Origin of the sequence: Puia sp. P3 (assembly GCF_050632245.1) — a bacterium.
In the GTDB taxonomy this organism is placed as follows: domain Bacteria; phylum Bacteroidota; class Bacteroidia; order Chitinophagales; family Chitinophagaceae; genus Puia.
In genome coordinates, this window is sequence record NZ_CP192583.1 from 3,741,290 (window position 1) to 3,768,067 (window position 26,778).

Sequence of the window (26,778 nt, forward strand, 5' to 3'; positions counted from 1 at the left end):
GCAAAGATTGACTATGCACGGGCAATTGGGCTGTCATAGCAAGAGTGAACAGAAGGATGGCAGAAATGAATGTTTTCATGAATTGTACGTTGGGAGATTAGATAATGGGAATCATGGGTGTGATTGGGCCGGCTGGAGGATAGCGAGGGTCCCCGCCTTAAGGGTGGCAGTGATCAGACGAATCTTGCGGCCCATTAAGTTCCTGGCGGTTTCAATCCCTGCCGCAGCGGCCTGTGCACCGAACGAGGGATCAAAAGAAGTTAGGCCAAGACTACTGACGCTTTGCCCGGCTCCTTCCTTGAGGACGTCACGGCTAATGGCCCCGGGGACATAGAGTCCTTCGAGAGCATCAACCGCATCGAGGACCCGCATATCAATTGGATAGACCTGGCCGTCGAACTGAACCTGCGAGAGATGTATAGCGACCCGTTCGTTGCTGATCGCGCAGGGGCCAAAAATGAAAGAGTTGGCGGGTATGCGGACGCCTTTTATGAAAATATCTTGAAGCAGGCGCAGCTTGACCACTGAACCGGTCTGGACTGTTTGGTCGGCATGTACAACCGCACGGATAGCTTGTGATGCAGCTATGGTGCTGTCGGAATCATCAGAAAACCCGTAGAAAGTGTTAGCGGTTGTGCTAAAGACCGAGACGTCGCTGACCGGAGCAGCATCGTCCTGGTGAGCGGTGCGCGGGTCCTGCGCAGTGACGGGATAGGCACTGCGCCTATTATTATTGGATTCCGCGCTGTCGCGGGCAGGTTTAATGCGGTCGGGATGCTGAATAGTAAGCACCTTATCAAGTAAGGCATTTAGCTGTTGAAGTTGGGGGCTCGGAGTTGTATCCTGTTGTTGCAGGCGGTCCTGAAGCTGCTGGAGGCGATCAAGTGACCGGTCAGATAGCGAGGAGGCTAAAGGAGCGCTCAGGACAGTCTGGCCGGCATAGGGAACACCGGATACTCCATTTCCTCCGGAGGCCGCGGGGCCGCTATGAAGGACATTGTAGAGCCGCGCCAGATGCTCATTAACCTTGCGTTCATTGCTATCGACGGGAGAGACCGCAGGCGGCCAAGAGGGATGCTGGGCGGCACCGGTTTTCCTTCCAGGGGAATCAATTAGAGGCAGAATACTATTGCTGTTTTTTGCATAAGGGTCATTGTGTAGCAATTGCTGCCGGCGAATGGAGTCCTTTTCTGCGTCGAGGTAAACTTCCAGCTTGCTTTTTTCGCCTTCCTTTAGATTGGGAGCTGGCATGCGGGGATTGAAAGCATTTTTTTTCGCCGCAGAAGCGTTTGCGGTGGAATGCGGGTGGTACAGGCTGACGACCACACCTAAAATGATGAGAGCGGGCACTCCGAAGATGATGAGGGCAGCCAGAAGGCGTCTTTTTTTCGATTGTTTATTGTCTTGAGGGCGCATGTGTTGAATTTTTAGCGGATGAATCTGAGGGAATGTGCTTGGTGGTGCTATCGCCCGGTGATCTGGAGACCTTTCTGGTGGGCGGCGCCGGAGGTGGTAGCTCAGCGGGCATATGAATGTACCCAGCGGGTCCATAAGTAATAGAGGGGTTATGAATCAGACCGTGATAGAGGTTGAAAAGGAAGAGACCGGTACTAAGGCTGTAGAAGATGGCAAGAGCCCATTTTTTTTGCCGGAGAGTCATTCGTTGCTCGCGGTGGCTGAGTCCATCGGCGATGCGGCGTTTGATGCCATCGATCCATCGGTTAAGCGCAAGTGCCAGCAGATTGAGCGGCGCCGGAGGCGGGACGGATTTTGGTTTTCGGTTAAATAAACGCATAGGTCTGGATTAATGATTGTTTCGCAATTCAACGGAGAGGTCTTTGTTCTCGAGTACTTTCCAGCTCTCGATGAGAAAACCGTGGGGATTTTTGTCGCTGACAGCGTTCAGCACTCGGACGGCACCTTCGGTAATGAGCGAGCGTGTGAGAATACTGGTTTCCCGGACAATCCTGAGTTTGCCGTAGTACCGGAAATAATATGGCGGTTGGCTGGTGTTAACCAGAACACTGTCGGGATCGAGTACCTGCTGACTGATGTTGCCGCTGATAATATTGGAGTAGTAGCCAGTTTCCGTGAGATTATCGTACTCTTGCTTGGCGCTATTATCCGCCAGGTAGAGAGCAGCGGTAAGGTGGCGTTTGATGATCTGTTCGTCGGGCTCCAGAGAGTAGAAATAGAAATGGAACATTTTTACGTGGTCCCTGATCTCGACAGAAAGAGAGTCTTTGCGATCGATGGCCATAGCATTGATAAGTTTGCCGTTGACGAGGAGATAAATTTCGTGGCGGTTGCGCTCCAAAGCAGCGGAGGTTCTGTAGATGGTGTAGCAGCAGATGGCCACGGCGCCGATGAGAAAAAGCAGAGAGAATAGACGGACATGCCGAAAAGCGGTGTCAATGTTTTTTAGTTGCTGGAACATAGGGAGTAAGCATGTAGGGTGAATGGTTTAGCCTTCGATCTGTTTGCGGGTGTAGGCATTGGGCTCGCTCTTGGCTGCGCCCTGGCTATCTTGGTAACCAGTAGCTGCGGTAGGATTGGTGCCTCCCCCACCCCCTCCTGCCCCAACGGGAACTCCGGTGGCTGCAGTAGCAGCTACGGATACTGCCGTCTGGGCGAGGTTGGAGACCTTCTGAGCGAGTGGATTAGGACCGTGAGTGTGGATGATGTAGTTGGCAATCCCGGGGACCGTGAAGTAGCCGACGATGCCGATGACCAGGAAGATGAGGTAAGTAATTTCAGTTTGTACGAAATGTGCAGTGCCACTCGCCAGATCCGCCTTGAGCATGTTCTCCTGGATCTTCGCGAGGATGGCTCCGAAAATGTTGGCGATCGGCAACCATAAATAGATATTGATGTAGCGGGCAAGCCAGTGGGTGAGCGAATTTTGTAAACCGTCATAGCAGCTGAAGGCAAAGGCGAGTGGTCCAAGGATGGCGAGCACAATTAGGTGGAAGGTGCGGATTGTGTCAATACAGAGCGATGCAGCATAGTATAGGACCTGAAGGATGAGGGACAGGAAGAATTGGAAGATTACTTTAAGACTGTTGTACATGCCACTCATCAAGAATTTTAGTCCGCTTCCGATGCTGGACCAGAAGCCACCGCTATCGGAGGTGCCGGACGTAGTGGCAGAGGGATCGGTATACTGGTCAGGACCCCGGTTACTGCCAAAATCGTAAGGGTTCATAACAACCTGCTGGGTAGTGTCGCCGCCGATGGTTCGGGCTTGAAGGCTGATGAGATTCAGTACAGCGGCGTTCTCATCGTCGACGATCTTGGCCGTGGCGGTCACTGTTGGCTCGAGAATCGAGTTGAGAGTGTTGAGCACGACCTGCGGGAAAAATCCAATAAGGATTGTCAGAACCAAGGGCCGCAGAAGGGGAAAGAAATCGACGGGCTCGGCACGGGCAATATGTTTCCATACACGGAAACCGATATAGAAGAGCGTACCGAAACCTGCAATGGCACTGGGAAACCGTAATTAGCTGAGCACAGAGGGGCATCATTTGGTCCCTGACGGCTGCAAGCACGACGTGCATTTGGGCGATGCCCCCTGCGGCGGTCTGTGCCTGTGTAACCATGGGTAAAAACAATGCAAGGAAAAGGGCGGAAAAAATAGGAAGAAGCTTTTTCATGGTTCTAGTCGTTGGGCGTGGAATAAAGGCTTTGGAGGTGCTGAGATTCCTGTGTGGCTTGCTGACGTTGGGCTACAAGCACCCCCGCCCGGCCCAGGAAGCTCCGTTGGAAGGTGAGCTGACTGTGCATGTCAGCGTCGATGGCATCGATAGACGAGACACGTTCGGCATCGCTCATCCGCAGCTGGCCGTCTGTCAGGATGCTCACCAACACGTCGAGATTGTCTAACGCGTGACCGAAAAGGTTGCCGTAGACGCCGGCGATGTAATTGAGCTCCGACGGATTAAGCATTCCCGAATTCTTGAACTGGGTGAGAGCTTGCTTGTATTCAGAGACGAAAGCGGCCTGAGTATTGATGATGTCGGCGATCCGAACATAGTTTTTGACGGTGGGACTAACTGTCAGCAGGCCGTTGAGGAAGGCCTGGTGGAGATTAAAGCTCCCCTGAGCGAGGCTCCGGACAGTGTTGTATCCATTAGTGAGGATTTGGTAGCCCTTCTTCATATCGGACAGGATGCTTTTGAATTGAGCAAGCTTTTCAATATCCAGGGCGAGCTGCTCGAGCTGAGCGGCCTGACAGGAGGCGCGGTGCGAAGGGAGAGTGATGAGCAGAAAAAGAAGCGGCAGGAAAAGAAGCTTTTTCATGGGTGGATGAGTTGAGCGATATTTTGCAGGTCCTGTGAGTTTTGTTTCTTTTGCAAGGCTAGCAGGTGAAGATGGTCGTTGAATCGCAGGAGGGACTGATATTGGGCAGTGACACTTTCATAGAGGTGGTCAATGCGGCTAAGCCGCTGGGCATCGTTCATCTGCCAGTCGCCGTCCGTAAGGATACCGGTGAGTTCCAGGATATCGTCGTTGTTTTTTCCGAGAATGCCTTGGAATAGGGAGTTGATATAGTTGATGTCGGCAGCGCTGAATAAATTAGCGGCTTTAGCCTCTTCATAGCCGGCATGGTAGGCGGAAAGCATGCTGGCCTGCATGGTAAGGATATCAGCAATTTTGACATAGTTTCGAATCTCCGGACTAACTACCTGTAGAGAGGTGAAGAACAACTGGTGGATATTCAAATCCCCCTGTTTGATGTCGCCAATCGTAGTAAGTCCCTGGCGGACGAGTTGGTAGCCCTTTTCAATGTGGGAAATGAAGAGCTGGAGTTTGGCAATCTGTGCGAGCATTTCATCCCGGTCCATCTGGGCACGAGCGGGCGGGGCGGCCAGGGCGAAAATCAAGGTAAGGATGGCGATGTGCCGGCTTCGGAGAGTGGGTATGATCAGGGAGGGCATGATGGCTATCTTTTTAAGGGACGACGGTGTGGATTCTGATGGGAAACTCAATGCAAACGGGGTCTGAATTCTCCGATCCGCGGACTGATGTGAATAGCAGTGTTGATTTGATGCATGTTAGCTTTGTAGTAAAGCTGTTGGTATGCGTGTTCGGAGCTCGGCAAGAGATGCTGGCGATCGCCAGTGATTAACCAGGTATCAGTTACTCCCTTCCACTCAGCCTGGAGCGAAAGCAAGTTCAGTTTTGGTCGTTTCGGGTAGTAAACGTAGTGGAAGTGGAAATTCACCAACTCCTGATTATGACGACCTAAGTGCCCAGCAATCTGCAAGTTGATATCAAGGGGCTTTCTTGCCCAGAAATTCTTCTTATCGCAAACGGTGTTGAACAAGGCGTCTTCTAACCTATTCAGTAAGTCTTCTTTCGTGCCGGTGAGCCCGAGACCTTGCTGGTCAAAGCCTTTTCGAGTAAGCCAGTCGGTATGCACATCAAGTATGTCAGCAAAGAGGCTCATAGCGGAGTTTTTTTAGGGGAGGCCATAGAGCTGCTTAACAGTATTGAGGTCCTTTTGGTCGGTTGCTCGCTGGAGGCTCAAGGCAGCATTTTGACTGTTAAACGCGCGCAGGTTGCCTATTTCGCGCTGTATATTGTCTGAGGCATGCTGGATGAGTCGCATCCGATCGGCATCAGACATCTGGACTGTAAAAGACTCAAGGAGCTTGGTAATCTGGTCTATGTTTTGGATGCTTTCATTGACGATGCTGGAAAGTACGTTATAGATATAGTTTACCTCACCGGGGGTGAAATGCGGGTCGCGTCGAACCTGTGCATAAGCTGTCTTGTATTCAGTTACAAGTTGAGCCTGGCTGGCAATGATAGAAGTGATTTTACGGAAGTCGGTAATCACAGTTTTCACTTTCCACAGTTCCGTGAAGTAGTTGGAGTAAAGGTCTTTCTGCTGCTGGGTCCAATCGGCAATCTGTGCAAGCTGGGTTTGAGAGAGCTCGTTTTCGATCTGTTTTTCGACATTCTGCAGGTCGATAACGGCATTCTGGGCTTTTTGGACGCCTATATCTATAGCTTCAATGACAGCGCCGATAATTTCGCCGATCTGCGCATTGCTGGTGGCAGGGATGAAGAAGAGGACCACCAGCAGCAAGGCACCTATCGTGGCTCGGTTACGTTTCATGGGGTAGGTTTGGAGTTATTCAATCTTGGTAAAGACGTGGTTGTCGAGATAAGCGGCATTCGTTGAGGGTCGGAAAATCAGAGGCCGCCCTTCATTCAGCACGTGCATGATGGCCTTGGACGCGTCATACGAGCCGGTCCAGGAAGCGATGTTTCGTTCGATCTGGTCGTAATCCTCTTCGAGGTTGCGCTGGAATGAGGTGAGCCGAGTGATGCGATAGACGTTGATCTGATGGCGGTCCTTGGTGACGACGAGCGTGTCCCACGTGCGGCAATAACTGGATTTCTCAAAGTTTACGTAGATGCCAGATACGAAAAAGGTGGGCTCTGGTTGAGGGTTGCGGAGTGTAGCACCTTTGGACTGGCGATCGCAAGACAGTAACAGGAGTGGGAAAATCGAAATAAGAAAAATCCGTTTCATGATAAATAGTTTGATGGTAAGGAAGGCGCTTAGCAAATAGAGCACGTCATCTGAGGCAAAGATCGCTCGCCGGGGAGGCGGGTCTTCAGTATGGAGACGGGGTTGGGTAAAAAAAGAACACCGATTCGAAATAAATGCTTAGCCAGGTGAGCATAGTTCAAGAAGCCGCGCGCATGTCGCGCGCGAGCATGGCAATGCCGCGACGGATGCTGCCGTATTTTTTAGAATAAGCCTGGACGTGCATCTTTTCCTTTTCTTCAGTGGTGTAGGCGAGATATTCTTCCAGCGATACCTCAGTCCTGTAGACCTTGCTAAGCATACCTCCTAGGGAAATAAACACCTCTTTATATTTCCGCTTGGGATCGTTGGATTTATTGAGAGAAAGTACCAGGGCTTTTTCCTTCTCCGTAAGACCAAGCATTTCCTGTATTTGATCAAATTTATTTTGGTATTTAGATTGATCGAGCAGGATTTTACAGTCGCTATTGTTAATTATAGCTTGCCTGACGATCGGACTTGAAATAATATCCTCAACTTCCTGCGTTACGACAATAGCTTCGCCGTAAAATTTTCTAACTGTCTTGAAAAGATATTTCACATATTCGGCCATGCCCTGGCGCATAATGGCCTTCCAGGCCTCCTCAATCAATATGATCTTTCGTACCCCTTTTAGTTTCCTCATCTTGTCAATGAAGAGCTGCATCGTGATGATCGTCGTGACCGGAAATAAAATTGGATGATCCTTTATCGCGTCGATTTCTATAACCACCAAAGGCTGGTCAAGCAGGTTCAAGTTTTCACGGGCGTTCAGCAGGTAGTCATATTCGCCGCCGGCATAGTATGGTTGAAGGACATAGAGAAAGTTGTCAATATCGAAATCTTTGTCCTTGATGCCGGAGTGCCGAAGGGTAACGAGGAATTGATCTCGGAGGTACTCATAGAAGCTATCGAAGCACGGGAAAATCTCTGGGTGTTGCTTCAGGTAATCAAAATATGCCTGGAGCGCGTTGGAGAGAGACACGTACTCAGACCGACTGAAGTTTTCATCATCCTTTTTCCAGAGTGCAAGGAGAAGGGTTTTGATCGATTCTTTCTTTTCTGTGTCAAGCTGCTCTTCGCCGAGGAAGAAAGGGTTGAAGCGGATCGGATCGGATTCCGAGTAGGTGAAATAATAGCCGTCCAGTAATTCGCAGAGTCCGCGATAGCTATGTCCAACGTCGATTATGACCGCATGGGCGCCCTGCTCAACGTAGCTGCGGACGAACAAATTGGTGAAGAAGCTTTTGCCGCTCCCGCTGGGCCCGAGGATGAATTTGTTCCGGTTAGTGCAGGTGCCCCTGGCCATAGGCTCGTCAGAGATATCGACATGCAACGGCCTGCCGTTGAGTCGTTCCCCAGGCGGAGGCCTACAGGAGAAACGGAGCTGCGATAGTTGGTCTCGATATTAAGAAAGCAGGCCGCCTGTTCAGCAAAAGTATCGAAGGTCTCATGCATGGGGAGGTCGGCAGCATTGCCAGGCATCCCAGCCCAGAAGAGTTGCGGGGCACTGACGGTCTCCTGTCGGGTCTGGGCGTCCATCTGAGCCAGGGAAGCGGAGACAATGTTTTTCATTTCTTTAGCCTGTACAGGGTCATCGGACCACGTGAGGATATTAAAATGGGCCTTGACGGGAAGGCGCTGGTGACCGATGGCCTCATTAAGGAAATCATTGGTGGCATCGCGGCTGATGGCATTTTCCCTCGAATAAGCGGATAATGATTGGAGTCTGAGACGCCGGGCCTCCATTTTTTTGAGGGCTTCCCGCGAATCCTCGATGAAAATATATTGGTTATACAGGTGGTTGCAAGAAAGTAGCTGGCCGAGCGGTGCGGCAAAACTCACGCTAAATCTGGTGCGATCGGTGCTGTATTTGTCATAGTTGACGCGAGGGCCACATAGCGGGGGGATATCTTGGACGTCGGCGAGGCTGAACAGTTGGCAATGTAGATCGCCGATGCGGAGGTCGGGTACTAGCTCAATGTCACGGATAACCGGGGCATCCTGGGGATGCAGGAGATAGCAGTACCGTTCCAATAGACCTGGCCGATCGCTGGTGCTGGCCAGTTCGTCGCTAGTAAGCCGCCGCAGCTGAATATAGCCGGAGTCCTGAAGGATGCGGGCGAACTGCCCGGCTTTGTCGAGAAAGAGGTCCCAGCGCTTGGTGTCCTGAGCGGGGCCCGGCAGCAGAGTAGGCCGGATCAGCGTGGAAAGAAGGGCACTCGATGGGCGGCGCCCTTCGGGCTTCTGGCAGAGGAAAAGATAGCAATGATGGTCGAGATAGGGACGTTCGTGAAAGAAGCGTTCGCTGCTGCGGGCCAGAAAGGATTGGTGCGGATTCGAAAAGTCTGCTCGATAGCGGCTTTCCATGAACCAGTCCTGCTTGTGCAGCACGGTATGGTTCGGCAGTACACGAATAGCCTTGAGCCAGGCCTGGTGTAAGGCCTCGAAATCATCCGCGGATAGGGTGAAGATCTCCGGCAGCGTGAGCTCGTAGGCGAGAGTAATATCGCCAAGGCGGGAGAGAATGCAGTCCTGTTCGACCTTATAGATAGGCAGGAGCTTTTCGAGCGTTTTATGCTTTTTCACTGGTGGACGGTTTGAGCTGGAGAAAGATCTTTCTGGAGCGGGACTGGACTGAGGTTGGAAGGCGGCGGACGGCGCTGTGTTTGGTCAACCCATGCTCACCATAGCGGTCGCTGAGGCGTTTAACGGTGAGCACGAGCGCGCCTCCGGCAGGCAGAATAATGGCTATGCTGACGTAAAGATTGATATGAGCGATATGAAAGGCAGCAAAGAGCAGTAGCAGGAGAACGAGACCTAGGGCGAGGTAAATGACGTATTGCGCTTTGATTCCCTTGAACTCCAGGCTGCGATTAATTCCGCGGTTGATGGAATAGACGGTGGCCATATCATTTGGTTTTCTTTCGTTGAGCGGCGCAACTTTCAGCAGACGGATGAAATAGCTTGGCGGCTCGTTGGAGCTGCTGGAGGCGGTTGTCCTGCCGCCCTTGCAACAGCATATAGGTGAAGGGATCGAGCTGATCGAGTGGCTGTAGTCGGATAATCCTCACCTTGCCCGTTTCGGCTAATTTCTTGCCCGGTCCGCCATAAGCGTTGCGGGTTTCAGTATCGTACAGCAGCACGAGGTGATCGCCATTGTCGCGGAAGTCGTAGAAGGTGATCTTATTTGCCGGATTGGCGACCTCCCTGAACTCCATCCGCCGGAGGTCTACCAAGAAATCGGTACCGGCGATGTCGATGATGGGCAGTGTTTTCATGTCAATTATGAGCCGACGCCAAAGAATGATTTAAGAACGGTCGCGACCACAACCAGAAAGACACAGGAGCCGAACCAGGCGGCGGCGAGCTTGTTCGTGTTCGGGTCGCCGCTATTCCAGGCATTGAAAACCTTCACGGCGCCGATCAGGCCCACGATGCCGCCGATGGCATACAGGAGGGTGCAGGCAATATTGAAATATCCATTAACGGTGTTGGCGGCGGTGGTGATACCGCTATTGCCATTGCCTGCCAATTGGCCATAGCTACGACCGGCTAGGAAAAGGAGAACTACAACGTTGAGGGCTCGGGAATGGGAAAGAACGACCTTTCTTTTGGTGCGGGGGGTACGGGGGGACATAGAAGTTGATTATGAGGGTGAGCGGATTCTGTGGGGCAAGGATGCCCCAGCCCGGCCCGACAGGGGGCAGGAAATTGGGATGACAGAACAAGTGAGGTGGGGAATTACCTGAAGGTTAGGGACTACGCTGCTTGGAGCAACCAAAGCCCCTTGAGGTCATCAGGCGTGAGCGCGAGATCGCAGTCGCGTTGTACTGTGACGGCTACGAAGTTGTTGATGGCGTCGTAATACTCGGTATTTTCAAATATGCGATACTGCGAAACGATGGCGCGAATTCTAGTGAAAACTTCGTCGGGGTTGGCCGGATACGGGGATTGGCCCGCCGCAATCTCATCGACTACGGACTGGATCTGTTCAACGACGTTCTCGGCGGATTTGAGAAGGAAGCTTTCATCTTCGTCGGCCATGATCATAATGTCATCGTCCGCATAGTCTTCGGTAGAAACCTGGGCGGATGTCCGGTGAATTGGTTCGGCGGCGGGCTTGTCGATCAGGGCGGGGAAAAATGGCTCGGCAGTTTTGGAGGAAGCCTTCATTTGTACCTGAGCCGATCCATGATTAAGAACTGCAGAAAGGCGTTTGCGGTAGTTGATGAACGCAAACAGTACAAAAGCGAGCAGGGGAGAAGCACCACGAGGAGGGAAGCTGTGGTGGGGAGTAGTGGGGGTGGAAGATGGGGGAACATGAGATTTCTGTTTTGGGTGGTGAGTTGACTGATGTTCTGTTGCAAAGATGGGGTCGTAAAAAGGCGGGGTTTCAGTACGGAGGCGGTGTTGAGGAAAATAGTTTCGCAAAATATCCTTAGCTGTCGTCAGGTTATTTAGGATCATATTTTTCTTCGATGATTTTGATGCGCAGTAGGAGCTTTTCCCGCAGCCGGTCAATGTAGGTAGTATAGCCCGTCTTTCTGGATAAGATTTCCTGGAAGACTCTTGGATAATGGCCGAGGTCGATATTGAATGCGGCTTGCAAGCCTTCGATGATCTCGCGCAGGCTGGCTTTTCGATCATTGAGTGAGCCGGCAGATTGGATGGCATATGCAAGCTCTATGAGGGCGGACTTGGAATCGGTCCAGGTGAGCTTGGCAATATTGCGTTGTTTCGGATCATGCGGACGGGTAAGTTCTTCCTCAGCTCGAAGGAGATAGTCTTGCATAAGATCGAGCGAGAGAAGCCATGCGACGGTCCCTGAGGCATCATGAAGGAAAGGATCGTGCAGGTCCCAAACAAGGGGGCGAGCACATGGTCAGGGTTTGGAATAAAGAGCTTTTCATCCAGCCAGGTCTCCCCTGCACGGATATACCGGCAAAGAAAGTAATGATCGGCTTGGAAGTCACGGATAAATTGCCATTCCTTTTGCAGATAGCTTTGTACGGTTGTGGGATCTGCGGAAGGCCGGCCGGTTTCTAAGCGGAAGACACGCGCAAAGAAAATCACCCGGCTGACAAAAAAGGGCTGTACCTCCTTATAAAAGTTTATCTGTTCGGATGGATTGGAGAAAGAGTAACGCTGTAGGGACTCATTGAGTTTCACCAGCGCCTCCTCAGACACGCGCATCGCCTTCTGGGCCAAATGAATGGGTTGGAGACCGTCTTTTAGGGCGGCAGCGATGTCTTCGGAGAGATCATTGCGGAGTTCGGTCCAGTAGGTGGGTCCCGCAGATACTGAGTTGGCCATAGTTTCGGAATTTTAGTTCACGAAACAAAAATGGCGTTAGTGAAAAGCGATTTTATTAACCTTGAAGTTTGCCGTGGAACGAAATTGTTGGCAAAGGATTGAATTTGAAGAGGAACGTTTTACAATATTTTTTGAGAGATCAGGCCCGTGGGGACCTCAACTGGCTATTTATTAAGACGATTTGCACGGTCCATATATTTCTTGATCATACTGGTGAGCAATGGTGTCAATTCCTTCTTTCGGTTCCGATTGGCATAGTCCAGACTCTTGAAATCCTTGAGGTCGGTATGTAACAATAGTTCTGCCTGCTCTGTAAGCCATGCCAGAGATGCTGGTTGCCCATTGACATAAATAAGCTCTGCCAATTGTATTGCTACAATCTCCTCAGCAAGATAAGACTTAGAAACTCCGAGGCTGATGACATCCTTACGCGTTTTGTTATCCCCTATGTATTCGGTCGGGTGGTCAAGTCGGTGAAGTTCCTTTTGGAGATAGGACCGGTATTTTTGATTGGCTATGATCCACGAAACCTTATAGGTTGACAAAGTGAGGTTCGGGTCGATGACGGGCGAAAGGTCTTCTACTATGCCCTGATGGCCGTTACGTCGAGTGAAGAGCTGTTCATCCAGATAGGTTAGGCTTCCATAAAAATATTTGGTCAAGCCTTGATTTTGGATGAAAAACAGTTCTATTTCTCTAAGATCATGATCATATTTCCATCTAAGGTTTTTCTTGCCTGCGGAGCGTTTTAATAGTTCGATATCATAAATCTTGGTGAAATAAAAATGCTTGCTGTAAAAGACGGGGCATATGTCCTTAAAATAATGGATTTCTTCATCTGCAGTTTGGAAAATGTAAGACGAGATTAGCCCCTTGATCTCATCAATCGCTTGGCATACTACCTTTATGCACCGGCCATAGCGGTCAACCGGATCAGGAATAAGGTTTGTTTCTTCCAGGCTCAATTCCATATTGGCCTGTAATTGCTGAAATACCTCTTGCATGGCATTGTCTTTTTGCGGCTGTTGTCAAATACCGTTTGCCCATGTGGAAGGTGCGGATTGAAGGCGAATTGGGTCCATATTGGCCTTTAAGGGATTCTTTAAACCACGGTCGAAGGATGAGAGGTATGTTACTTAAATTTACAACGAATTAAGACTCACAACAATACGCAAATTGTAGTATTTATGTACGCAAAAATGAGTAAAATTTGCTCGTACTCTGATACTATCTACCCTAAAGTACAGCCCGTGAAATGGCATGAAAAGATTAACGTTTTCGCCTGTATAACCATAAGAAGTAGCATATAACATGGAATAAGGGATACCATTTATTAAGGTTTAATGACCCTATACCTGAACGTGAAATCACCCTGGATGATTGCATAGGCTATGGGGAATTAGTATGTGAATAATTTGCAAAAAAATGTTATCGGCTGGTTATCCTCATTATGAAGTGCTATAAAATAAGTAAATTATATTGGCTGATCATTTAGCGGCCCAATATCCTCTGACATTCCTCCGTGGCTAAGGCGCTCAAATTAGTGATCGTACCCTTCCGGCAATTGCGATCTATGAAACCTTTAATCCTGTGTTATGATAAGAGCACAATATGAAGATAAACCCTTGGTTGTAGAGATCCTCTCGAATTCGTTTGAGGACAACAAGAGTGTCAATTACGTCATCAATCAAGATCGTTCGAGGAAAAGAAGGATATGCAGACTCATGGAATATTCCTTCGATTACTGTAATATGTTTGGGGATGTATTTCTTTCGGATGATAGGAATTCATGCGCCTTGGCCGTCTTACCCGATAAGAAAAAGGCTAGTCTAAGATCGATCCTCCTGGACATAAAACTTGCTCTGACTTGCATCGGGTTACCTAACCTGAAAAAAGCAATGGACAGAGAGGCAAAAATAAAAACGATACATCCGGAAGGCCCAATGTATTACCTATGGTTTATTGGCGTTCGTCCCGAACTTCAAAATAAGGGAATCGGAAGCTCCCTACTATGTGAAGTGATCGCCCAAAGCGACTCCATGCAAAGGCCATTGTACCTCGAAACCTCGACTTTACGGAATTTGCCCTGGTATAAACAATTTGGGTTCGAAGTACACAATGAATTGGATTTCGGTTATAAGTTATTTTGCTTGAAGAGAGAACCGTAAATGCGTCGTTATGTTGCTACCCGGAACCCAAATGCACATTGTAACATTTGCATTCGCATGCGTGGAAACAGTAATATTCTTCTGTCTTCTAATATATAAATTTGCCCGTCCAGACGACAAAACAGCCGTATTGGATCTTTGGCTGATCTTTCTGCTGCTTGTCTATAATATTTCAGGTGGCTTACTACCAGATCCGAATTTGCCGGGGTCCGTCTTCATTCAAGAGATAATCGCTTACGGTACCGGCTTTATCACCCCATCCTATTTCCCATATTATGTATATAAAGGATTCGGTCTGAAGAAGATGAGATTTCATGCATTCCGGGGAGTCTATATTTGCCTGGTCTTTCCTTATGTGCTTTTTGTGATTGCATATGGCGTATCCGGAAAAATGTCCATAGCCCAAAATCTTTTGATCCTTCCCGTACTATATGCTGTATGGGTAATAAATTCTCTCGTTGGAGCGCTTAAATATAAGTATTCAGGTAACTTTTCAACGAGCGAGTCAAAAGAAGAGTTGATTGGATTGCTACTAAGTTTAACTCCTTGGGTCGGCCTACCTGTTATAGTGTATTTTGATCTCGGACAGGTGATAGAAGCATCCGTTACCAACACAGGGTTTTTGCTACTTCTATCCCTGCATCTAAAAAATCATATCTCGCTCTTTCGGAAGGAGCATCAGCGGCTAATTCAGTCCGAAACGCAATTGAGGAATTGGAACTCAACTCTCCAGGAGGAAGTAGAAAGAAGAACTCATGAGCTCATCAAAATTACAGAACAAAGAACCAACACGCTGGTAAATCTTGCACATGAAACCAAAACGCCCTTAACTTTAATAGACAACTATCTGGAGGAATACATTGCCAAGAATGGAAATGAAGAAGAATTATCGATTGTCAAAAGAAGTCTTTGGAAGATTACAACCGATATATCTAATATTTTTGATCTTGAGAGATTAAATCGAGGTATGTTCCTGTTTAATCACAACCAGGTTACGAACTTCAGTGAGGTAACTAATGACTGTCTTGCCCTTTTTGGTCCCTATTGTCAAAAAATAGGGATAAGTCTGCATTCAAGTGTGCAGAAAGATATTCTGATAAAAGCTGACCCGGTAGCCATAAGTCGGATCCTTACCAACTTGGTGGAAAACGCAATTAAATTCTCTGTAAATGGCGGAACAGTTGAAGTTTTACTAGAAAACGATGGGAATAAGATCAGGTTGTCTATAAAAGACTTGGGAATCGGCATACCGCTGGAAATGCATAAAAAAGTATTCGAGCCTTATTTCCAGCTAAACAGTCCAAAAGCAAGTACTCAAGGGATGGGGCTCGGCTTGCCAATGGTAAAAAAGATCGTCCAAGAATTAAACGGCGAAATTTCATTAAACAGTGACCCGAGAAGGGAAAGAGGGACGCTGATCGCAGTGTCCTTCCGCCATCATCCTTTATCTATCAAAGACAAACTATCAGCCGTTTCATTTCAGGGAGGAAAGATAAGGGACATCGGAATCGAAAAATTGAACTTGAAGAAAATCGTGCATGATGAGCGTAAGAAAACGATTTTAGTTGTTGAAGACAACGTTTCGATGGTCAATTATCTTCAGAGAAAGCTGTCGGATAAATATAATGTGACGGTGGCCTTGAACGGAAATGATGCCTTACATATTGTAAGAGTTCCGGGGTCCCCATTCGACCTAATCATTTCGGACATTATGATGGATAAACTCGATGGTCTTAATCTCGCAAGGGTTATTTCGGAGGATGCGGATTTGGCGCATATCCCGTTTTTGTTTCTTTCGGCGAAAACTACCGCAGCTGAAAAATTGCAAGGACTGAAGCTGGGTGCGATCGGGTTTATCCCAAAACCATTTTCCATACAAGAGCTAATGCAGCAAGTAGACTCTATTATAACTCATTCGGAAAAGCAACGAAAAGCCATACTATCGAAAGCAATTGATCATTTGTCGATCATGAACGGCCATTCCGAAAACAAACCGACGAATGGCACGGATTATTTCGAGGCAAATTGCAAGCTCTATAAATTAACGGCAAGGGAAAAAGCTATCGCCAAGTTGGTTTGTGAGGGATACAAATATAAGGAGATTGGTGAAAAGCTCTTCATAGCCGAGAGAACTGTGACCAAACACGTTCAGAACATTTTCGAGAAGGTGGACGTCTCCAATAAAATTGAGTTGATCAATAAATTGGCTGGTTGATCGAAGCATTAGAGCTACTTTTGCCTATTTCGCCGAGGCTTTTTGGTAGGTGCCTGGGAGTCTTTGGAGGTGTAGTCAGGTAATGGGCCGTCATAATCCGTCAGATCCCTGGTTTCAAGGCCAAGGCCTTTAGCGATTTTGAAAATAGTAAAGAATTCAATATTGTCCAGTCCCCTTTCAATGCGACTAAGATCGGAATCATGGATACCAGAGGCGAGCTGCAAGTCAACTAATGTTAATTTGCGGCTCTTTCTTATTTTCTTTATCCGTTCGCCCAGCTTATTTAACTCTATGTCGAAATCGTCTGCCATTAATCGTCTGTAAACCTGTAAGCTCTGAAGGAGAGTTAAAATAAAAATTAGCTTATAAGCTCATTTTTAAGTTTATATTATTATCTTTATATAGGTGGCAAAAAATATTTCTTAAATGGAAGCTTGTTAATTACATGATTTACAACACTTCATAAGAAAATACCATAGCTTTGCGAACACATTATTAAGCGTGTTTGCTTTATTCTCAGTCTGCGAAACTGCGACTTTTTAAGACTACGGGAAATAAGGTAAATCGCTCACGTTACGGCGTGGGCGTTCTTATTCGTAGTCAGGGTGTCGCAGCCCTCGCAGACGGTAAGGACTACCCCACGCCTTTTTAGTTGGTGGTCCTCCAACTGTTCTGAACCACTTTACTAATGAATTCTCAAGCTTATGGCACGCCGGGCTGTTGCACGCATGTTACAGATCCCCTCTCTGAAGAGAACTAAGATAACCTCTCGCCTGGTCGAAATTTCACCTTATTGCAAAGTCAATATCATTGATTCAGACGCGTTCATAGACGAGGTAACTCCCTGGGTTTATGGACTTGTAAATGCATTTAATGACTATCTCTCTTGGGAGATAGATATCAATGAAAAGCAAGAAGTGACGGTTGAAACGACAATTGAACTATGGAGGAACAGAAATAGGCTGAAGGAGCAATTTGCCGGGAATTACATCCTCACTACAACATTACACAATTTAATTGGATTTTTAAAACAAAAAGGAATTGAAGTCTCTCTAAAAGAAGTGGCCTTGCGTCTCAAAAAGGCATTTGAGGAAGACGATGACTCAAAGACGAATAATCGAAACTAACTTTTTGATAATGCAATTTAAACCTTACTATTATGCATAACGTACTAATGGAATTTTGTCAAATACAATACAAAGTTAGCAAAGAAACCGTTGCGAAAAGCCTAAAAATTACTTTAAGCGACTACGATGAAATGATAGCTGGAAAACTTTTGCTTACTCCAGCTCAGGCCAAAGCGCTGGGCAAACTTTACAACGCTGACTCCACATTTTTTTATACGGCTGCCGAACAACTAGATCATTACCTGACGAGCCTTGCAATTATGGATGCTTTAAAAGCCAAACATCCAGCTTTATTGGATTCAGAGAGAAAAGGCTTCGCTACAACCAAAACGGGAACTTCCGAATGATTTTTAGGCGAGCTTGCGGGTCCGGCATCATCTAAGTGATCGCTGGAAATAGTGATGTATGTTACTATTATGACGAATAATTTATATCGAGTGTGTTGCTAATGGAAGAATGATTACCTTAAAATGAACGTTATGGTACTTAGCAAAGCTCAGGAAGACTTAATAACTCCGACAATTCAGAAAATAGTTGATAAAATCAAACCGGAAATTATCATTTGTTACGGAAGTAGAACTACAACCCTGATAGAATCAGGTATTTTTGTGATGGAAAATGGCAGTAGAGAAAGAGAGTTCCATACTTTTGATTTGTTGATCATTACTTCTGATGAGTTGAAGCCGGAACATATTAATATTGTTGAAACCGCGGAAAAAGAAGCAATCTCTCCAATAAAGGTTCATTGCATGACTCACAAAATCGGGTACGTCAATGGTGCAGTCAGAAATAGTGTACGATTTTTTTGTTCTGTAATTCTGAAGGGACGCGTTTTGTTTGATCGCGGAGAGAAAAAACTCATTGAATGCGAAAATATTCCCGAACAGGATCTCGCCGTTACTTGGGAATGGTGGTACGATTTGGCGCAAAAATACCTAGGCTTGGCAGATCATGCCTTTGGAAATGGATGGTACAAGCAAACAGCGTTTCTTGCTCATCAAGTAGTCGAAAGTACGTGTATTGGTTTATTGCAAGTGTTTACAGGATATCGAGCACGGTCTCATAATATTAGACGCCTTTTAAAATTGACTCAAACTTTTTCGGTATTACCAGGTACGATCTTTCCAAGTGTAACATGCGAAGAGCGGACTATTTTGAGCCTACTAACAAATGCTTATTTGGATACAAGATATAAGACTGGATATGAAATTTCCAAAGCGGATACTGCGGTGGTTTTAGACAGGGCAAAATTATTTATTTCAAGAGGCGATGATCTTTATAGACTTCAAACTTCCAATAACCTCGTTGTTGAACCGTTAGCTGAACAATTCGAACTACTAAAAGAAGCCCGTTTTTAATCCGGATTAAATCTTAAAAATATGAATACATCTTAGATTTACCTGTCTGTAATCTGATTCAGCGACTTGCTTTATTTGCCGATATTGAAAACTAGGACATTTTCAAAAGGGGCGAGCTAATAAGTAATTCGTTCATGGGGTCTTTCTCGACAGAAAAAGACTAAGCGTGAGCGTCCTTATTCGTCACCTGGGTGTCCTAGCCCTTCAAATCGATAAGGATTAGCTCACGTTTTTATGTATTGGCGTGTGTGACATCAGGTTGCACGACAGCATAGAAGCGGCGATGAGAGGCTCTTATGCCTTCCAGCAAGGCTGCAGTTGCTCACTATTAGAGGTTAGTTTTTTCGATAGTAACTCAAAGAAAAATCTTTCGAGAAAAGATATGTTATGTCTTACATAATCAGCCATCCAGCTCTTTTTAATAAACCTGTACTCTTGACCTCTGAAGAGCGGTTGAACCCGTTGATTGTATTTCAAGAGGTATTCCGGGATCATAATTTGTATGAATTTAAAGATTTTCTACTGGATGTGTTGGAAACTTGCTTCACTTCGGATCGATACCCGTTTAACAAACCTGATAAGAGAGCCGACTTTTTTGTATACAAATTTTGTGTAGAGAAATGTCTTGAGGCTGCAAATATAATGGCCACATCCCATAAACTAAATTTTTCTTAGAACTATTTACTAACTATTAAGACTTGGTTTATGCACAGAGATGAGTATTTAAAAACGCTTTGCGGACTAGGATTCCCGCTGTCACCTGTACTTGTGGACGGTCTGGATGTCGGATTAGCTTCAGGCAACAATCATTTTGAGATATACAGCGAGGCTACCTTTGATAATAACAAGATGGGAGCTCAAATACATCTTTATAAGTTACCGGAATCCGACGAATACAGCATTTCAAAGTATGAAGCTTCGACAAAATCTGCTGTCTATCCCTTCGAAGAGCGCAAGAATGGATTTGCCGTCATTCGCCGCAAAGCAGTCACATTCAAAGAAGCTTACAATCTCCTCCAGGGCCGGCCTATATTAAAGGATTTTTTGACACCGTCGCAGGTTTCGTATTCTGCATGGATGGATTTAAACCTTACTGAAAGGGATATATCAGGGAATTACCGGGAGGTTAAATATTCCGTAAAAGGGTTTGATCTTGAAACGGCGGTTAAAATGTATCCTATAAAAGAGTTGCAGGAAGAGGACAGTGCGAATGATCTTATAGGTTCTTTGCAGAGGGGGGATCGGGTGGAAGTATCTTTTCTAAAGAAAAGGACAGTAGAAAAGATGTTCATAGAAGTGAATATAAAAATGAAATTGTTAACAATAATCCCCCTAGTGCGATTGAAATGATGAAAAGCAGTAAGGGATTTAAAGATATTGATTTCGAAACTGAACGCTAAATGGCGGTAGGACTTGTTTATAGTCCCCTGTAGGCAAAACGCACATGATGTAATTAGATCCTGAGACTTTTGAAAACCTGTCCACCAACCAGTATGGAACTTTATAGGCACAATAAGATGGCTTATAGAAACGCAACAGCGATGTTTCAGCATAGCAATATGGCTTGTGTAATACAACCTATGGGAACTGGAAAAGCGGTTATAATTGGAAAGTTCATCTTCGACCATCCTGCACATAGACATTTGGTTTTGGCTCCTGCTTCTCACATTGATCTTCAGGTTAGAAAGCATGCTGGAAACGTTGATTTTGACTTTCGGACTTATAATGGCGTTCAAACTTCAAAACAGATTGAGCAGCTTGTTGTATATGACTTCATTTACCTGGACGAATTTCATAGGATTGGGGCTGAAGTATGGGGGCCGATGGTGTGGCGAATAATATTGATGAATCCCCAAGCTAAAGTACTAGGTACTACTGCGACACACATCCGGTATTTAGATGGCAACCGGGATATGGCGGCCGAAGTGTTTAAGAACAACATTGCATCGAGTATCAGTTTACCAAGAGCATTTGTTGAAGGAATTCTGTACCCTCCAAAGTATATAAGTGCTATATACTCTATTTCGGAGGAATACAATCGCGTGGCCGAAGAAATTAAGGACTCTGCATATCAAGGCAAATTTCAGTTGCTAAAGGAATTGAAAGATGCCGTTGTGGATTGGGAAAAAAGTTGTGGCATTGACTCAATATTGAAAAAACATTTACCCAAGGAAAGAAGGAAGATAATTGTGTTTTGTCAGAATATAAAAATGATGAGTACTTCTTTCGATATTTTGACACCTATTTTAAGGGAAATTTTTGGCGACGTTTTGTCCCTGTTTATTAGTGCCTATGAGAAAAGATCTATAAATGATATGGCTTTGGCTACGTTTGACATGAATGAGCCACTGGTCAAGGTATTATATACAGTGAACATGGTGAATGAGGGTTTGCATGGAAAAGATGTGTCAGTAGTGATCTTGCTTCGAGAAACAGCGTCTGCAAATATATGGTATCAGCAAATTGGACGATGCTTTTCAGTTGATCAGATAGAACAGCCGATCATATTTGACTTTGTAAACAATTTCAGAAATGTCCAACAGAAAATGTTTAAAGAGGATTATGAATATGAGTTGAAAGAGTTCAAACAAATAGCCCCGCCAATAACGGTTGAAGATGTGAAGGTCAAGGAGAAAGTAGGTATTCAGTTTATCGATGAAACTCAAGGAATTCAGGACCTGTTTTATGCTTTTGGCGAAAAGGTAGAATACTGGGAAATATACTATAAAAAGGCTCTTGAATATTATTTGAAGCATGGGCATTTGGTGGTGGTATTAAAAGATAACCCGACGCTTCATTATTGGATCAGGAATCAACGAGAGGCTAAGAGGACTGGAACGCTATCGACAAAGCGTATTGAGCTTTTAGATAATATAGGCATAGATTGGGACAAAAGCTTTGAAACACAATGGTATAATAATTTCAATAAGCTTAAAGAAGCGATCTGGAAAAAGGAACGAGTTCCAGAATTTCTCAATACCTGGTTGAAGAGGCAACGAAATTATTATTCAAAAGGGCTACTGTCAGATAAGTATGCGAGGCTTCTCGGGTCTATAGTTTATTTGGATCCTTATCAGGTCAATTTGTGGAATGAAAAATTAAAGGACGTAAAGGAGTATTTAAAGGACAAAGGGAAGTTTGACTTGGGCTCAAGAAATGCCTTAATGCGAGATATTCGTCACGGTTATCGAATAGGATCTATTCCCAAATTAGTTCTTGACGAGCTACTCCAACTGGATTTCCCTTTTCAAGTGAATTTATCGTGGAAAGAAACTTTGGATTTATTGAAAAAGTATATGGAGGAACATGGAGGATGTTTGCCCACGGTGAGTACTAATATGCGACTGGTAAAATGGATAGCTCGGCAGAGAACAAGATATGCAGGAGGGGATCTTAAGCGAGAATATGTCGACCTGTTATTGCCTACGGGTGCGCTTGGAGGCATAAAAAAGCGAATGGTTTTCAAATTAGGGAGGGCTTTTAAAAGTAAAGATGAATTGATTCATCATTTGTAATTTTTAAAATTAAAAAAATGTTTAACAGCGGAAGAAAGATAGTTGCAAAAATCTATGTAAATATTCACCTTTCAGGGCCTGGAATGGGCACGATTCAAGTTGCGCCGGGTGGTGATCGATCTTCTGATGACGATGGCGACGCGCCTGATGACACAGGCGACCCTGGAGGCAACCGGATGCTGTTAAGGGCTATTTTGGGGAAGGTCGAGGATATACAACAGCAAAATGAGGCGCTTAGTGAAAAAATTAGCTTCTGGAAAAGAATGAATTAAATGTTACGAGATGAGTGCGTAAAATCATTGCTGGGATTTTCAACCTGTCATTAATACCTGTGGGTTCTGGCAGCTCCGGTATCTCTATATCTGAGCCATTTCTTCGACAATTTTGCTTACTTCAATCCTAAAACAAATTCCTAATTATGCTTACCTTAATTAAATTTCTTCGATCCGTTTATCCTCTTACAGTTGAGCTAAGAGAAGAATTAGATCTGGTAGTAGCTGAAAGGGAAATTAAGAGAAAGGACTTTCTTTTAAAGCCGGGCCAGGTTTCCCGATATATGTATTTTGTAGAACGGGGGGTTCTCCGAAGTTTTTACGACAAGGGCGAGAAGGAGATAACGTCTGGATTTACCTTGGACGGGGAAGTCTGTGTGTCAGGAAATAGCTTCTTTAATCAAGTTCCTGGTATCGAATACATTCAGGCGCTGGAGGATGCAAAACTGTTCAGCATTACCTATGAGCAATACCAAGGCCTGCGACAAAGGCATCAAGCATTTAATAATATCGTATTAAACCTGTTCCAGCGATGTTACTGCGAACACGAGAAGCGGCTTTCTGAAATATGGATGCAAACTGCGGATAATAGATTTAAGTGGCTGAAAAAGATGTTTCCTCATCTCCTTTTGCGGGTGCCTGCTAAAGACTTAGCTTCTTATATGGGAATAAGCGAGGGTATGACTTGTAAAGTTAGAGCAGGTGCGGATCGTTTTAATCACAAAACAAATCAGCCCATTAAACTCGCCCTACGGTAAGCATTTGGCCAGGTTATCAGTGTCGTTATCCGTTTCCTACCAATTAAATAGGATCGGAAAGTACTGGCTTCATTTTAAATTTTCCTATCATGCGTATGTATACTCGTCTGGTAAGGAGTGGTCCTGGCGGCACTCCTTCGTGTGCATGGCTTCACAGGCCAATCAATCCTTCATTTTACGGTCATGCCGTGGGATTGTGTAATCAAACTCATGGGAAATGACCGCTATCATGCTTTTATGGATATGGGCCGCATGGATCTTTTGCTGCGTGTTGGCGGCTGGCATGTTCTGGTGACCAAGAAGCTGCAACCTTTAGTTCATACGGCACATATTCGCTATCGGTATCCTTTGTCCTTGTTCAGGCCGTTTATCCTGCGAACGCGCCTGGTATATATAGATGGCACCTCTTTCTGGATGGAACATATTTTCGAGTGTAGAGGCGTGACAATGGCGACAGCCATATCTAAAAATGTCCTGGCGTCGAGCGACCGAGTGATGCCGACTAGAAGGATTATGCAGAGTTTAGACCTTAGCTCCTTCGAGCCTTTGTATTCTGATCAACATATTTCCAAGATCAGCGCAGTCGACAAGATATTGAGAGCCATGCAATTTTATTAGCCGAATTGGGCCTGTCGCTCAGGCCGTGGGTATCTGACGCGACCCAAGGTCCTGAGAAAAAGCGACAGGTCCAATTTATTGCTTCTTGAAATGTTCAGACTATTCAAAAAGGCGCACTTGTCTATAAATTAACCTTGACAATTAAAACTTCGAAGTATGAGAAAGCTAATTGAAAAACTTGACACGCAGAAAAACATGTGTTGTGATTTGAAGTTGGAGTTGCTTTATCAATTCGAACGCAGGGAAATTAGTAAAGGAGAGGTTTTAATTAAAGAAGGCCAAACTCCTGATAGCCTATATTTCGTTGAAGATGGATTTATGGCAAGCGCTATTTGGGAAGATGGGAATCGGAAATATACGAGGTTTTGGCTACCAGGTGCAATAGTTTTCGATCATAAGCATCTGATGAAACAGACCCGAGCTACAGAGCATCTTTATGCTCACAGGGATTCTCTTGTATTTGTGCTATCGATAGATGCTATAAGGGACAACTTGATTAAGTTTCCGGAGTTTCATTACAAAATGCGAGACTTGGCGGATATTCAATCTGCCGAAATCGAAGAGCATAAAAATATTCTAAGAGGTAGATTTCCTGAAAAGAAGTACGAAATGTTTTTGGCGTACTATGGAGATTCAGCTCGGGAAATTCCGATTGAACAAATAGCCAGTTTCTTATGCATCTCTGAGTCCGTTTTATACCAAGTACGGAAAAGTAGAATCCACTAATTATTTTGACCATTGGAATTGATTGAGGCACGATGAGATATCAGTGTCATTAGCTTGTTGTTGCCTTAATTGAAGTTTTATAATGAACAAAAATTACTATAAGATATTAGGGCTCTCCGAAAATGCGACTCCGGAGGAAGTCAAGGCTGCTTACAGGAAATTGGCAATGAAGTATCATCCAGATCGCAATCCTGACGATAAGGACGCAACGAAAAAGTTACAAGAAATAAATGAAGCTTATGAAGTCCTTAGCGATCCAGCTAAAAGAAGAACTTATGATTTATACGGATCAATTTGGGAGACATTTTATAAATGGAGAAAATGCGAGAAGTCAAATGAATCTTCTGAGGAAGGCATAAGAGGAGCCAATTATGAATCACATATAAAATTATCCATCAAAGCCGCTGCAAACGCACATAATCGGACTTTCAACGTTGCGGGCAGAAGTGTTGAAGTAACGATTCCCGCAGGAGTTGCCTCTGACCATTATTTAAGATACTACGGAAAGGGCGGCCTGGGTAAAGACGGCGGTCCAAACGGGGATTTAGTTGTATATATCAGTATTGTTCCTGAGAACGGATGGAAACTCATTGGGAAGGACATTTACTCGACTGTATCGCTAGACTTATATACTGCTTTGCTAGGCGGTGAGCTATTGGTTGAGACACTCAATGGAGAGGCTAAGATAAAAATAGATGCCGAATCACAGAATGGGAGGATAGTGAGATTGCGAGGAAAAGGATTCCCACAATACAAAGATATAGGACCGCGTGGGGATTTCTATGTGACTCTATCGGTTAAACTTCCGTGTAATCTTGATGAAAAAGAAAAAGGTGGATTAGAAAGCTCGCTAGACACCGATCAGGAGTAACATCGAAAGTATAGTGCTCAAAATCGCTTAAAAAATGGTCTATGAAAAAGATACCTAAGTATTTAGAAAATTCAGTCTGGAACAAGGACATAATATCAGATCCTTACCAAACTATTGCGGAATTTTTCTCCGCTGCAAGTTTGATCGACTATCGAAAGGATATTAGAAAGATTGTTAGATATGCCTTTTCAGAAAGGGCATGGGAAAAGGATAATCCAGCGGATATATTGTACCGGTTTAATCAACTGGAGAAAATTTTGAACGCTGCCTATTTAGTGAATAAGGAAGAGAAGGATAGCCCTCTTGAAATAAGTCAAAGCGATGTGTTTAATCCAAATCTGTTTTGCGGTTGGATAAAGGGGCATTCAGAGTGGGAATATTTGCCCAGGATGTTATCTTTTAAAGAGTATAAAAATCCGTATTTGGCGTTGAAGAGAATTTTCGAATTTAAGAAATTATTCTATTGGAAAGATTTACTGAAGATGTTTTCAGAATTTGTATTTACTAATCAAAGTATCGAATTCGAAAGTTTGGAAAGCTATAGGTGCATTGACGTCTATGTTCACTTGACGAAATTGGTCGAAGCTGTACATCTCATCGATGTGCGTGAGGTAAATCACATAGGGGGAAACATAAAAAATCGAATTCCAATTAGAAAATTTTAATAGTGAGGTCGAGCTCAAAATAAATACTCAATTGCTTAAAATAGATATATGAATATAGAACCTAGAGATTTCCTTCCTGATCATCCGCTGTTGGGCATTGATGAGGTCTGGAAAGACATTGACCTTGACTATTTGATGGATGAAGAGTTGCCATATTGGTTTTTAATGGCGGTTAGTACTGAAGTGTATGAGGACAATGAGAACAGACGGCAATTTGTTGAATTCTTTTATGACTTCTTAGAGTATCTTGAAGCGATCTACTTTTTCAGTGAATCTCGAAGTGCGAGAATGAAGAAGAAATTGGCTGCCAGACGAAAGTCTGGAGATGAAGTGCTGTTGAAATGCAATCTCCCAAGGAGGTTAACAGCGAAGGAGGCTGCAAGACCCAAGGCTGTGATCACCGGGTTTTGTAACAGATATCTTTTAATCTACGCTAAAAAGGAATTGGAAAATTGTTTTGAATCCGTTATTTTATATGAAGGCCGGTTTAAGGATATTATATTTAAGGAAAACATTTTTCATCTATACTCCAATTTGGCTTGTCTTTTAGAAGCTGGATATCTGCTTTAAGAGCGGTCTCGTTTTACTA

Annotated in this window: 31 protein-coding genes and 2 pseudogenes; 15 read left to right on the top strand and 18 right to left on the bottom strand. The window is 45.2% G+C overall.

Going from position 1 to position 26,778, the window contains the following annotated elements:
• Positions 1 to 111: 111 nt before the first annotated feature.
• Positions 112 to 1,416 carry a conjugative transposon protein TraM gene (gene traM, locus ACQ86N_RS22930; protein WP_431217143.1) on the bottom strand — a complete coding sequence of 435 codons (1,305 nt, stop codon included), beginning with the start codon at positions 1,414 to 1,416 and terminating at the stop codon, positions 112 to 114.
• 151 nt (positions 1,417 to 1,567) lie between these two features.
• Between traM and ACQ86N_RS22935 the strand changes: the two genes are divergently transcribed.
• Positions 1,568 to 1,789: a hypothetical protein gene (locus ACQ86N_RS22935; RefSeq protein ID WP_431217144.1), complete on the top strand. Its 222-nt coding sequence runs from the start codon at positions 1,568 to 1,570 to the stop codon at positions 1,787 to 1,789.
• A gap of 15 nt (positions 1,790 to 1,804) precedes the next feature.
• Here the strand turns inward: ACQ86N_RS22935 and traK are convergent, their stop codons facing one another.
• The 16 genes and pseudogenes from traK to ACQ86N_RS23015 all read right to left on the bottom strand — a co-directional run bounded on the left by traK (position 1,805) and on the right by ACQ86N_RS23015 (position 12,900).
• Positions 1,805 to 2,437, bottom strand: coding sequence for a conjugative transposon protein TraK (gene traK, locus ACQ86N_RS22940; RefSeq protein ID WP_431217145.1), 633 nt, complete (start codon positions 2,435 to 2,437; stop codon positions 1,805 to 1,807).
• 27 nt (positions 2,438 to 2,464) lie between these two features.
• Positions 2,465 to 3,481 (bottom strand): conjugative transposon protein TraJ, encoded by a 1,017-nt coding sequence (locus ACQ86N_RS22945; RefSeq protein ID WP_431217555.1) that lies wholly within the window; start codon positions 3,479 to 3,481, stop codon positions 2,465 to 2,467.
• A 176-nt stretch (positions 3,482 to 3,657) separates the two neighbouring features.
• On the bottom strand, positions 3,658 to 4,299 hold the full coding sequence (locus tag ACQ86N_RS22950; protein ID WP_431217146.1) for a TerB family tellurite resistance protein: 642 nt from the start codon (positions 4,297 to 4,299) through the stop codon (positions 3,658 to 3,660).
• Positions 4,296 to 4,937: a hypothetical protein gene (locus tag ACQ86N_RS22955; protein WP_431217147.1), complete on the bottom strand. Its 642-nt coding sequence runs from the start codon at positions 4,935 to 4,937 to the stop codon at positions 4,296 to 4,298. Before ACQ86N_RS22955 ends, ACQ86N_RS22950 begins: the two co-directional genes overlap by 4 nt.
• A gap of 47 nt (positions 4,938 to 4,984) precedes the next feature.
• A complete protein-coding gene (locus ACQ86N_RS22960) occupies positions 4,985 to 5,449 on the bottom strand; it encodes a hypothetical protein (RefSeq protein ID WP_431217148.1) in 465 nt (154 codons plus the stop codon).
• A 12-nt stretch (positions 5,450 to 5,461) separates the two neighbouring features.
• Complete coding sequence (locus tag ACQ86N_RS22965; protein ID WP_431217149.1) at positions 5,462 to 6,124, bottom strand: conjugal transfer protein TraI; 663 nt, start codon at positions 6,122 to 6,124, stop codon at positions 5,462 to 5,464.
• Between the two features lie 15 nt (positions 6,125 to 6,139).
• Entirely contained in the window at positions 6,140 to 6,544 is a 405-nt protein-coding gene (locus ACQ86N_RS22970; protein ID WP_431217150.1) for a hypothetical protein, read from the bottom strand.
• A 157-nt stretch (positions 6,545 to 6,701) separates the two neighbouring features.
• On the bottom strand, positions 6,702 to 7,889 hold the full coding sequence (locus ACQ86N_RS22975; RefSeq protein WP_431217151.1) for a TraG family conjugative transposon ATPase: 1,188 nt from the start codon (positions 7,887 to 7,889) through the stop codon (positions 6,702 to 6,704).
• Between the two features lie 1,187 nt (positions 7,890 to 9,076).
• Positions 9,077 to 9,169, bottom strand: a pseudogene (locus tag ACQ86N_RS22980) (DUF3875 domain-containing protein); the annotation flags it as partial.
• Positions 9,156 to 9,491, bottom strand: a complete 336-nt coding sequence (locus tag ACQ86N_RS22985) for a DUF4133 domain-containing protein (RefSeq protein WP_431217152.1) — start codon at positions 9,489 to 9,491, stop codon at positions 9,156 to 9,158. The gene ACQ86N_RS22985 and the pseudogene ACQ86N_RS22980, both read right to left, overlap by 14 nt.
• 1 nt (position 9,492) lies before the next feature.
• Positions 9,493 to 9,861 (bottom strand): hypothetical protein, encoded by a 369-nt coding sequence (locus ACQ86N_RS22990; RefSeq protein ID WP_431217153.1) that lies wholly within the window; start codon positions 9,859 to 9,861, stop codon positions 9,493 to 9,495.
• A gap of 5 nt (positions 9,862 to 9,866) precedes the next feature.
• Positions 9,867 to 10,220: a DUF4134 domain-containing protein gene (locus ACQ86N_RS22995; RefSeq protein ID WP_431217154.1), complete on the bottom strand. Its 354-nt coding sequence runs from the start codon at positions 10,218 to 10,220 to the stop codon at positions 9,867 to 9,869.
• 122 nt (positions 10,221 to 10,342) lie between these two features.
• Entirely contained in the window at positions 10,343 to 11,050 is a 708-nt protein-coding gene (locus ACQ86N_RS23000; RefSeq protein WP_431217155.1) for a hypothetical protein, read from the bottom strand.
• Positions 11,037 to 11,438 (bottom strand): RteC domain-containing protein, encoded by a 402-nt coding sequence (locus ACQ86N_RS23005; RefSeq protein WP_431217556.1) that lies wholly within the window; start codon positions 11,436 to 11,438, stop codon positions 11,037 to 11,039. Before ACQ86N_RS23005 ends, ACQ86N_RS23000 begins: the two co-directional genes overlap by 14 nt.
• Positions 11,439 to 11,473: 35 nt before the next feature.
• Positions 11,474 to 11,896: pseudogene (locus ACQ86N_RS23010) on the bottom strand (RteC domain-containing protein); the annotation flags it as partial.
• Between the two features lie 164 nt (positions 11,897 to 12,060).
• Positions 12,061 to 12,900, bottom strand: coding sequence for an RteC domain-containing protein (locus tag ACQ86N_RS23015; protein ID WP_431217156.1), 840 nt, complete (start codon positions 12,898 to 12,900; stop codon positions 12,061 to 12,063).
• Between the two features lie 894 nt (positions 12,901 to 13,794).
• On the opposite strand from ACQ86N_RS23015, the gene ACQ86N_RS23020 reads away from it, so the two are divergent.
• Together ACQ86N_RS23020 and ACQ86N_RS23025 are read left to right on the top strand one after the other, a co-directional pair.
• A complete protein-coding gene (locus tag ACQ86N_RS23020; RefSeq protein WP_431217557.1) occupies positions 13,795 to 14,064 on the top strand; it encodes a GNAT family N-acetyltransferase in 270 nt (89 codons plus the stop codon).
• 61 nt (positions 14,065 to 14,125) lie between these two features.
• Positions 14,126 to 16,279: an ATP-binding protein gene (locus ACQ86N_RS23025; protein ID WP_431217157.1), complete on the top strand. Its 2,154-nt coding sequence runs from the start codon at positions 14,126 to 14,128 to the stop codon at positions 16,277 to 16,279.
• A 14-nt stretch (positions 16,280 to 16,293) separates the two neighbouring features.
• Here ACQ86N_RS23025 and ACQ86N_RS23030 read toward each other — a convergent pair whose 3' ends face one another.
• Positions 16,294 to 16,590 carry a helix-turn-helix domain-containing protein gene (locus ACQ86N_RS23030; protein WP_431217158.1) on the bottom strand — a complete coding sequence of 99 codons (297 nt, stop codon included), beginning with the start codon at positions 16,588 to 16,590 and terminating at the stop codon, positions 16,294 to 16,296.
• A 393-nt stretch (positions 16,591 to 16,983) separates the two neighbouring features.
• On the opposite strand from ACQ86N_RS23030, the gene ACQ86N_RS23035 reads away from it, so the two are divergent.
• The 12 genes from ACQ86N_RS23035 (at position 16,984) to ACQ86N_RS23090 (ending at position 26,759) form a co-directional block, all read left to right on the top strand.
• On the top strand, positions 16,984 to 17,406 hold the full coding sequence (locus ACQ86N_RS23035) for a hypothetical protein (RefSeq protein ID WP_431217159.1): 423 nt from the start codon (positions 16,984 to 16,986) through the stop codon (positions 17,404 to 17,406).
• Positions 17,407 to 17,438: 32 nt separating this feature from the next.
• Positions 17,439 to 17,753, top strand: a complete 315-nt coding sequence (locus ACQ86N_RS23040) for a hypothetical protein (protein WP_431217160.1) — start codon at positions 17,439 to 17,441, stop codon at positions 17,751 to 17,753.
• Positions 17,754 to 17,885: 132 nt separating this feature from the next.
• Positions 17,886 to 18,764: a HEPN domain-containing protein gene (locus tag ACQ86N_RS23045; RefSeq protein ID WP_431217161.1), complete on the top strand. Its 879-nt coding sequence runs from the start codon at positions 17,886 to 17,888 to the stop codon at positions 18,762 to 18,764.
• 705 nt (positions 18,765 to 19,469) lie between these two features.
• Positions 19,470 to 20,114 carry a hypothetical protein gene (locus tag ACQ86N_RS23050; RefSeq protein ID WP_431217162.1) on the top strand — a complete coding sequence of 215 codons (645 nt, stop codon included), beginning with the start codon at positions 19,470 to 19,472 and terminating at the stop codon, positions 20,112 to 20,114.
• 143 nt (positions 20,115 to 20,257) lie between these two features.
• Positions 20,258 to 22,279, top strand: coding sequence for a Helicase associated domain protein (locus ACQ86N_RS23055; protein ID WP_431217163.1), 2,022 nt, complete (start codon positions 20,258 to 20,260; stop codon positions 22,277 to 22,279).
• Between the two features lie 17 nt (positions 22,280 to 22,296).
• The gene (locus tag ACQ86N_RS23060) at positions 22,297 to 22,551 is read left to right on the top strand and encodes a hypothetical protein (protein WP_431217164.1); all 255 of its coding nucleotides are present in this window, start codon (positions 22,297 to 22,299) and stop codon (positions 22,549 to 22,551) included.
• Between the two features lie 146 nt (positions 22,552 to 22,697).
• The gene (locus ACQ86N_RS23065) at positions 22,698 to 23,309 is read left to right on the top strand and encodes a Crp/Fnr family transcriptional regulator (protein ID WP_431217165.1); all 612 of its coding nucleotides are present in this window, start codon (positions 22,698 to 22,700) and stop codon (positions 23,307 to 23,309) included.
• A 117-nt stretch (positions 23,310 to 23,426) separates the two neighbouring features.
• On the top strand, positions 23,427 to 23,927 hold the full coding sequence (locus tag ACQ86N_RS23070; protein ID WP_431217166.1) for an acyl-CoA thioesterase: 501 nt from the start codon (positions 23,427 to 23,429) through the stop codon (positions 23,925 to 23,927).
• Between the two features lie 156 nt (positions 23,928 to 24,083).
• On the top strand, positions 24,084 to 24,653 hold the full coding sequence (locus tag ACQ86N_RS23075; RefSeq protein ID WP_431217167.1) for a Crp/Fnr family transcriptional regulator: 570 nt from the start codon (positions 24,084 to 24,086) through the stop codon (positions 24,651 to 24,653).
• 82 nt (positions 24,654 to 24,735) lie between these two features.
• Positions 24,736 to 25,524, top strand: coding sequence for a DnaJ C-terminal domain-containing protein (locus ACQ86N_RS23080; RefSeq protein WP_431217168.1), 789 nt, complete (start codon positions 24,736 to 24,738; stop codon positions 25,522 to 25,524).
• A 41-nt stretch (positions 25,525 to 25,565) separates the two neighbouring features.
• Positions 25,566 to 26,189 carry a hypothetical protein gene (locus ACQ86N_RS23085; RefSeq protein ID WP_431217169.1) on the top strand — a complete coding sequence of 208 codons (624 nt, stop codon included), beginning with the start codon at positions 25,566 to 25,568 and terminating at the stop codon, positions 26,187 to 26,189.
• Between the two features lie 48 nt (positions 26,190 to 26,237).
• Positions 26,238 to 26,759 (top strand): hypothetical protein, encoded by a 522-nt coding sequence (locus ACQ86N_RS23090; protein WP_431217170.1) that lies wholly within the window; start codon positions 26,238 to 26,240, stop codon positions 26,757 to 26,759.
• Positions 26,760 to 26,778: the final 19 nt, after the last annotated feature.

Bases quoted from the DNA above. Each gene is read 5' to 3' on its own strand.
- ACQ86N_RS23065 (WP_431217165.1), top strand. From the start codon at position 22,698: ATGCTTACCTTAATTAAATTTCTTCGATCCGTTTATCCTCTTACAGTT.
- traM (WP_431217143.1), bottom strand. From the start codon at position 1,416: ATGCGCCCTCAAGACAATAAACAATCGAAAAAAAGACGCCTTCTGGCT.
- ACQ86N_RS22950 (WP_431217146.1), bottom strand. From the start codon at position 4,299: ATGAAAAAGCTTCTTTTCCTGCCGCTTCTTTTTCTGCTCATCACTCTC.
- ACQ86N_RS23000 (WP_431217155.1), bottom strand. From the start codon at position 11,050: ATGATCCTAAATAACCTGACGACAGCTAAGGATATTTTGCGAAACTAT.
- ACQ86N_RS23020 (WP_431217557.1), top strand. From the start codon at position 13,795: ATGGACAGAGAGGCAAAAATAAAAACGATACATCCGGAAGGCCCAATG.
- ACQ86N_RS22960 (WP_431217148.1), bottom strand. From the start codon at position 5,449: ATGAGCCTCTTTGCTGACATACTTGATGTGCATACCGACTGGCTTACT.
- ACQ86N_RS22935 (WP_431217144.1), top strand. From the start codon at position 1,568: ATGAATCAGACCGTGATAGAGGTTGAAAAGGAAGAGACCGGTACTAAG.
- traK (WP_431217145.1), bottom strand. From the start codon at position 2,437: ATGTTCCAGCAACTAAAAAACATTGACACCGCTTTTCGGCATGTCCGT.
- ACQ86N_RS23080 (WP_431217168.1), top strand. From the start codon at position 24,736: ATGAACAAAAATTACTATAAGATATTAGGGCTCTCCGAAAATGCGACT.
- ACQ86N_RS23030 (WP_431217158.1), bottom strand. From the start codon at position 16,590: ATGGCAGACGATTTCGACATAGAGTTAAATAAGCTGGGCGAACGGATA.
- ACQ86N_RS22965 (WP_431217149.1), bottom strand. From the start codon at position 6,124: ATGAAACGTAACCGAGCCACGATAGGTGCCTTGCTGCTGGTGGTCCTC.
- ACQ86N_RS23085 (WP_431217169.1), top strand. From the start codon at position 25,566: ATGAAAAAGATACCTAAGTATTTAGAAAATTCAGTCTGGAACAAGGAC.
- ACQ86N_RS23075 (WP_431217167.1), top strand. From the start codon at position 24,084: ATGAGAAAGCTAATTGAAAAACTTGACACGCAGAAAAACATGTGTTGT.
- ACQ86N_RS23060 (WP_431217164.1), top strand. From the start codon at position 22,297: ATGTTTAACAGCGGAAGAAAGATAGTTGCAAAAATCTATGTAAATATT.
- ACQ86N_RS22955 (WP_431217147.1), bottom strand. From the start codon at position 4,937: ATGCCCTCCCTGATCATACCCACTCTCCGAAGCCGGCACATCGCCATC.
- ACQ86N_RS23090 (WP_431217170.1), top strand. From the start codon at position 26,238: ATGAATATAGAACCTAGAGATTTCCTTCCTGATCATCCGCTGTTGGGC.
- ACQ86N_RS22970 (WP_431217150.1), bottom strand. From the start codon at position 6,544: ATGAAACGGATTTTTCTTATTTCGATTTTCCCACTCCTGTTACTGTCT.
- ACQ86N_RS23050 (WP_431217162.1), top strand. From the start codon at position 19,470: ATGCACAGAGATGAGTATTTAAAAACGCTTTGCGGACTAGGATTCCCG.
- ACQ86N_RS22995 (WP_431217154.1), bottom strand. From the start codon at position 10,220: ATGTCCCCCCGTACCCCCCGCACCAAAAGAAAGGTCGTTCTTTCCCAT.
- ACQ86N_RS22985 (WP_431217152.1), bottom strand. From the start codon at position 9,491: ATGGCCACCGTCTATTCCATCAACCGCGGAATTAATCGCAGCCTGGAG.
- ACQ86N_RS22990 (WP_431217153.1), bottom strand. From the start codon at position 9,861: ATGAAAACACTGCCCATCATCGACATCGCCGGTACCGATTTCTTGGTA.
- ACQ86N_RS23035 (WP_431217159.1), top strand. From the start codon at position 16,984: ATGGCACGCCGGGCTGTTGCACGCATGTTACAGATCCCCTCTCTGAAG.
- ACQ86N_RS23055 (WP_431217163.1), top strand. From the start codon at position 20,258: ATGGAACTTTATAGGCACAATAAGATGGCTTATAGAAACGCAACAGCG.
- ACQ86N_RS22975 (WP_431217151.1), bottom strand. From the start codon at position 7,889: ATGGCCAGGGGCACCTGCACTAACCGGAACAAATTCATCCTCGGGCCC.
- ACQ86N_RS23045 (WP_431217161.1), top strand. From the start codon at position 17,886: ATGGTACTTAGCAAAGCTCAGGAAGACTTAATAACTCCGACAATTCAG.
- ACQ86N_RS23040 (WP_431217160.1), top strand. From the start codon at position 17,439: ATGCATAACGTACTAATGGAATTTTGTCAAATACAATACAAAGTTAGC.
- ACQ86N_RS23015 (WP_431217156.1), bottom strand. From the start codon at position 12,900: ATGCAAGAGGTATTTCAGCAATTACAGGCCAATATGGAATTGAGCCTG.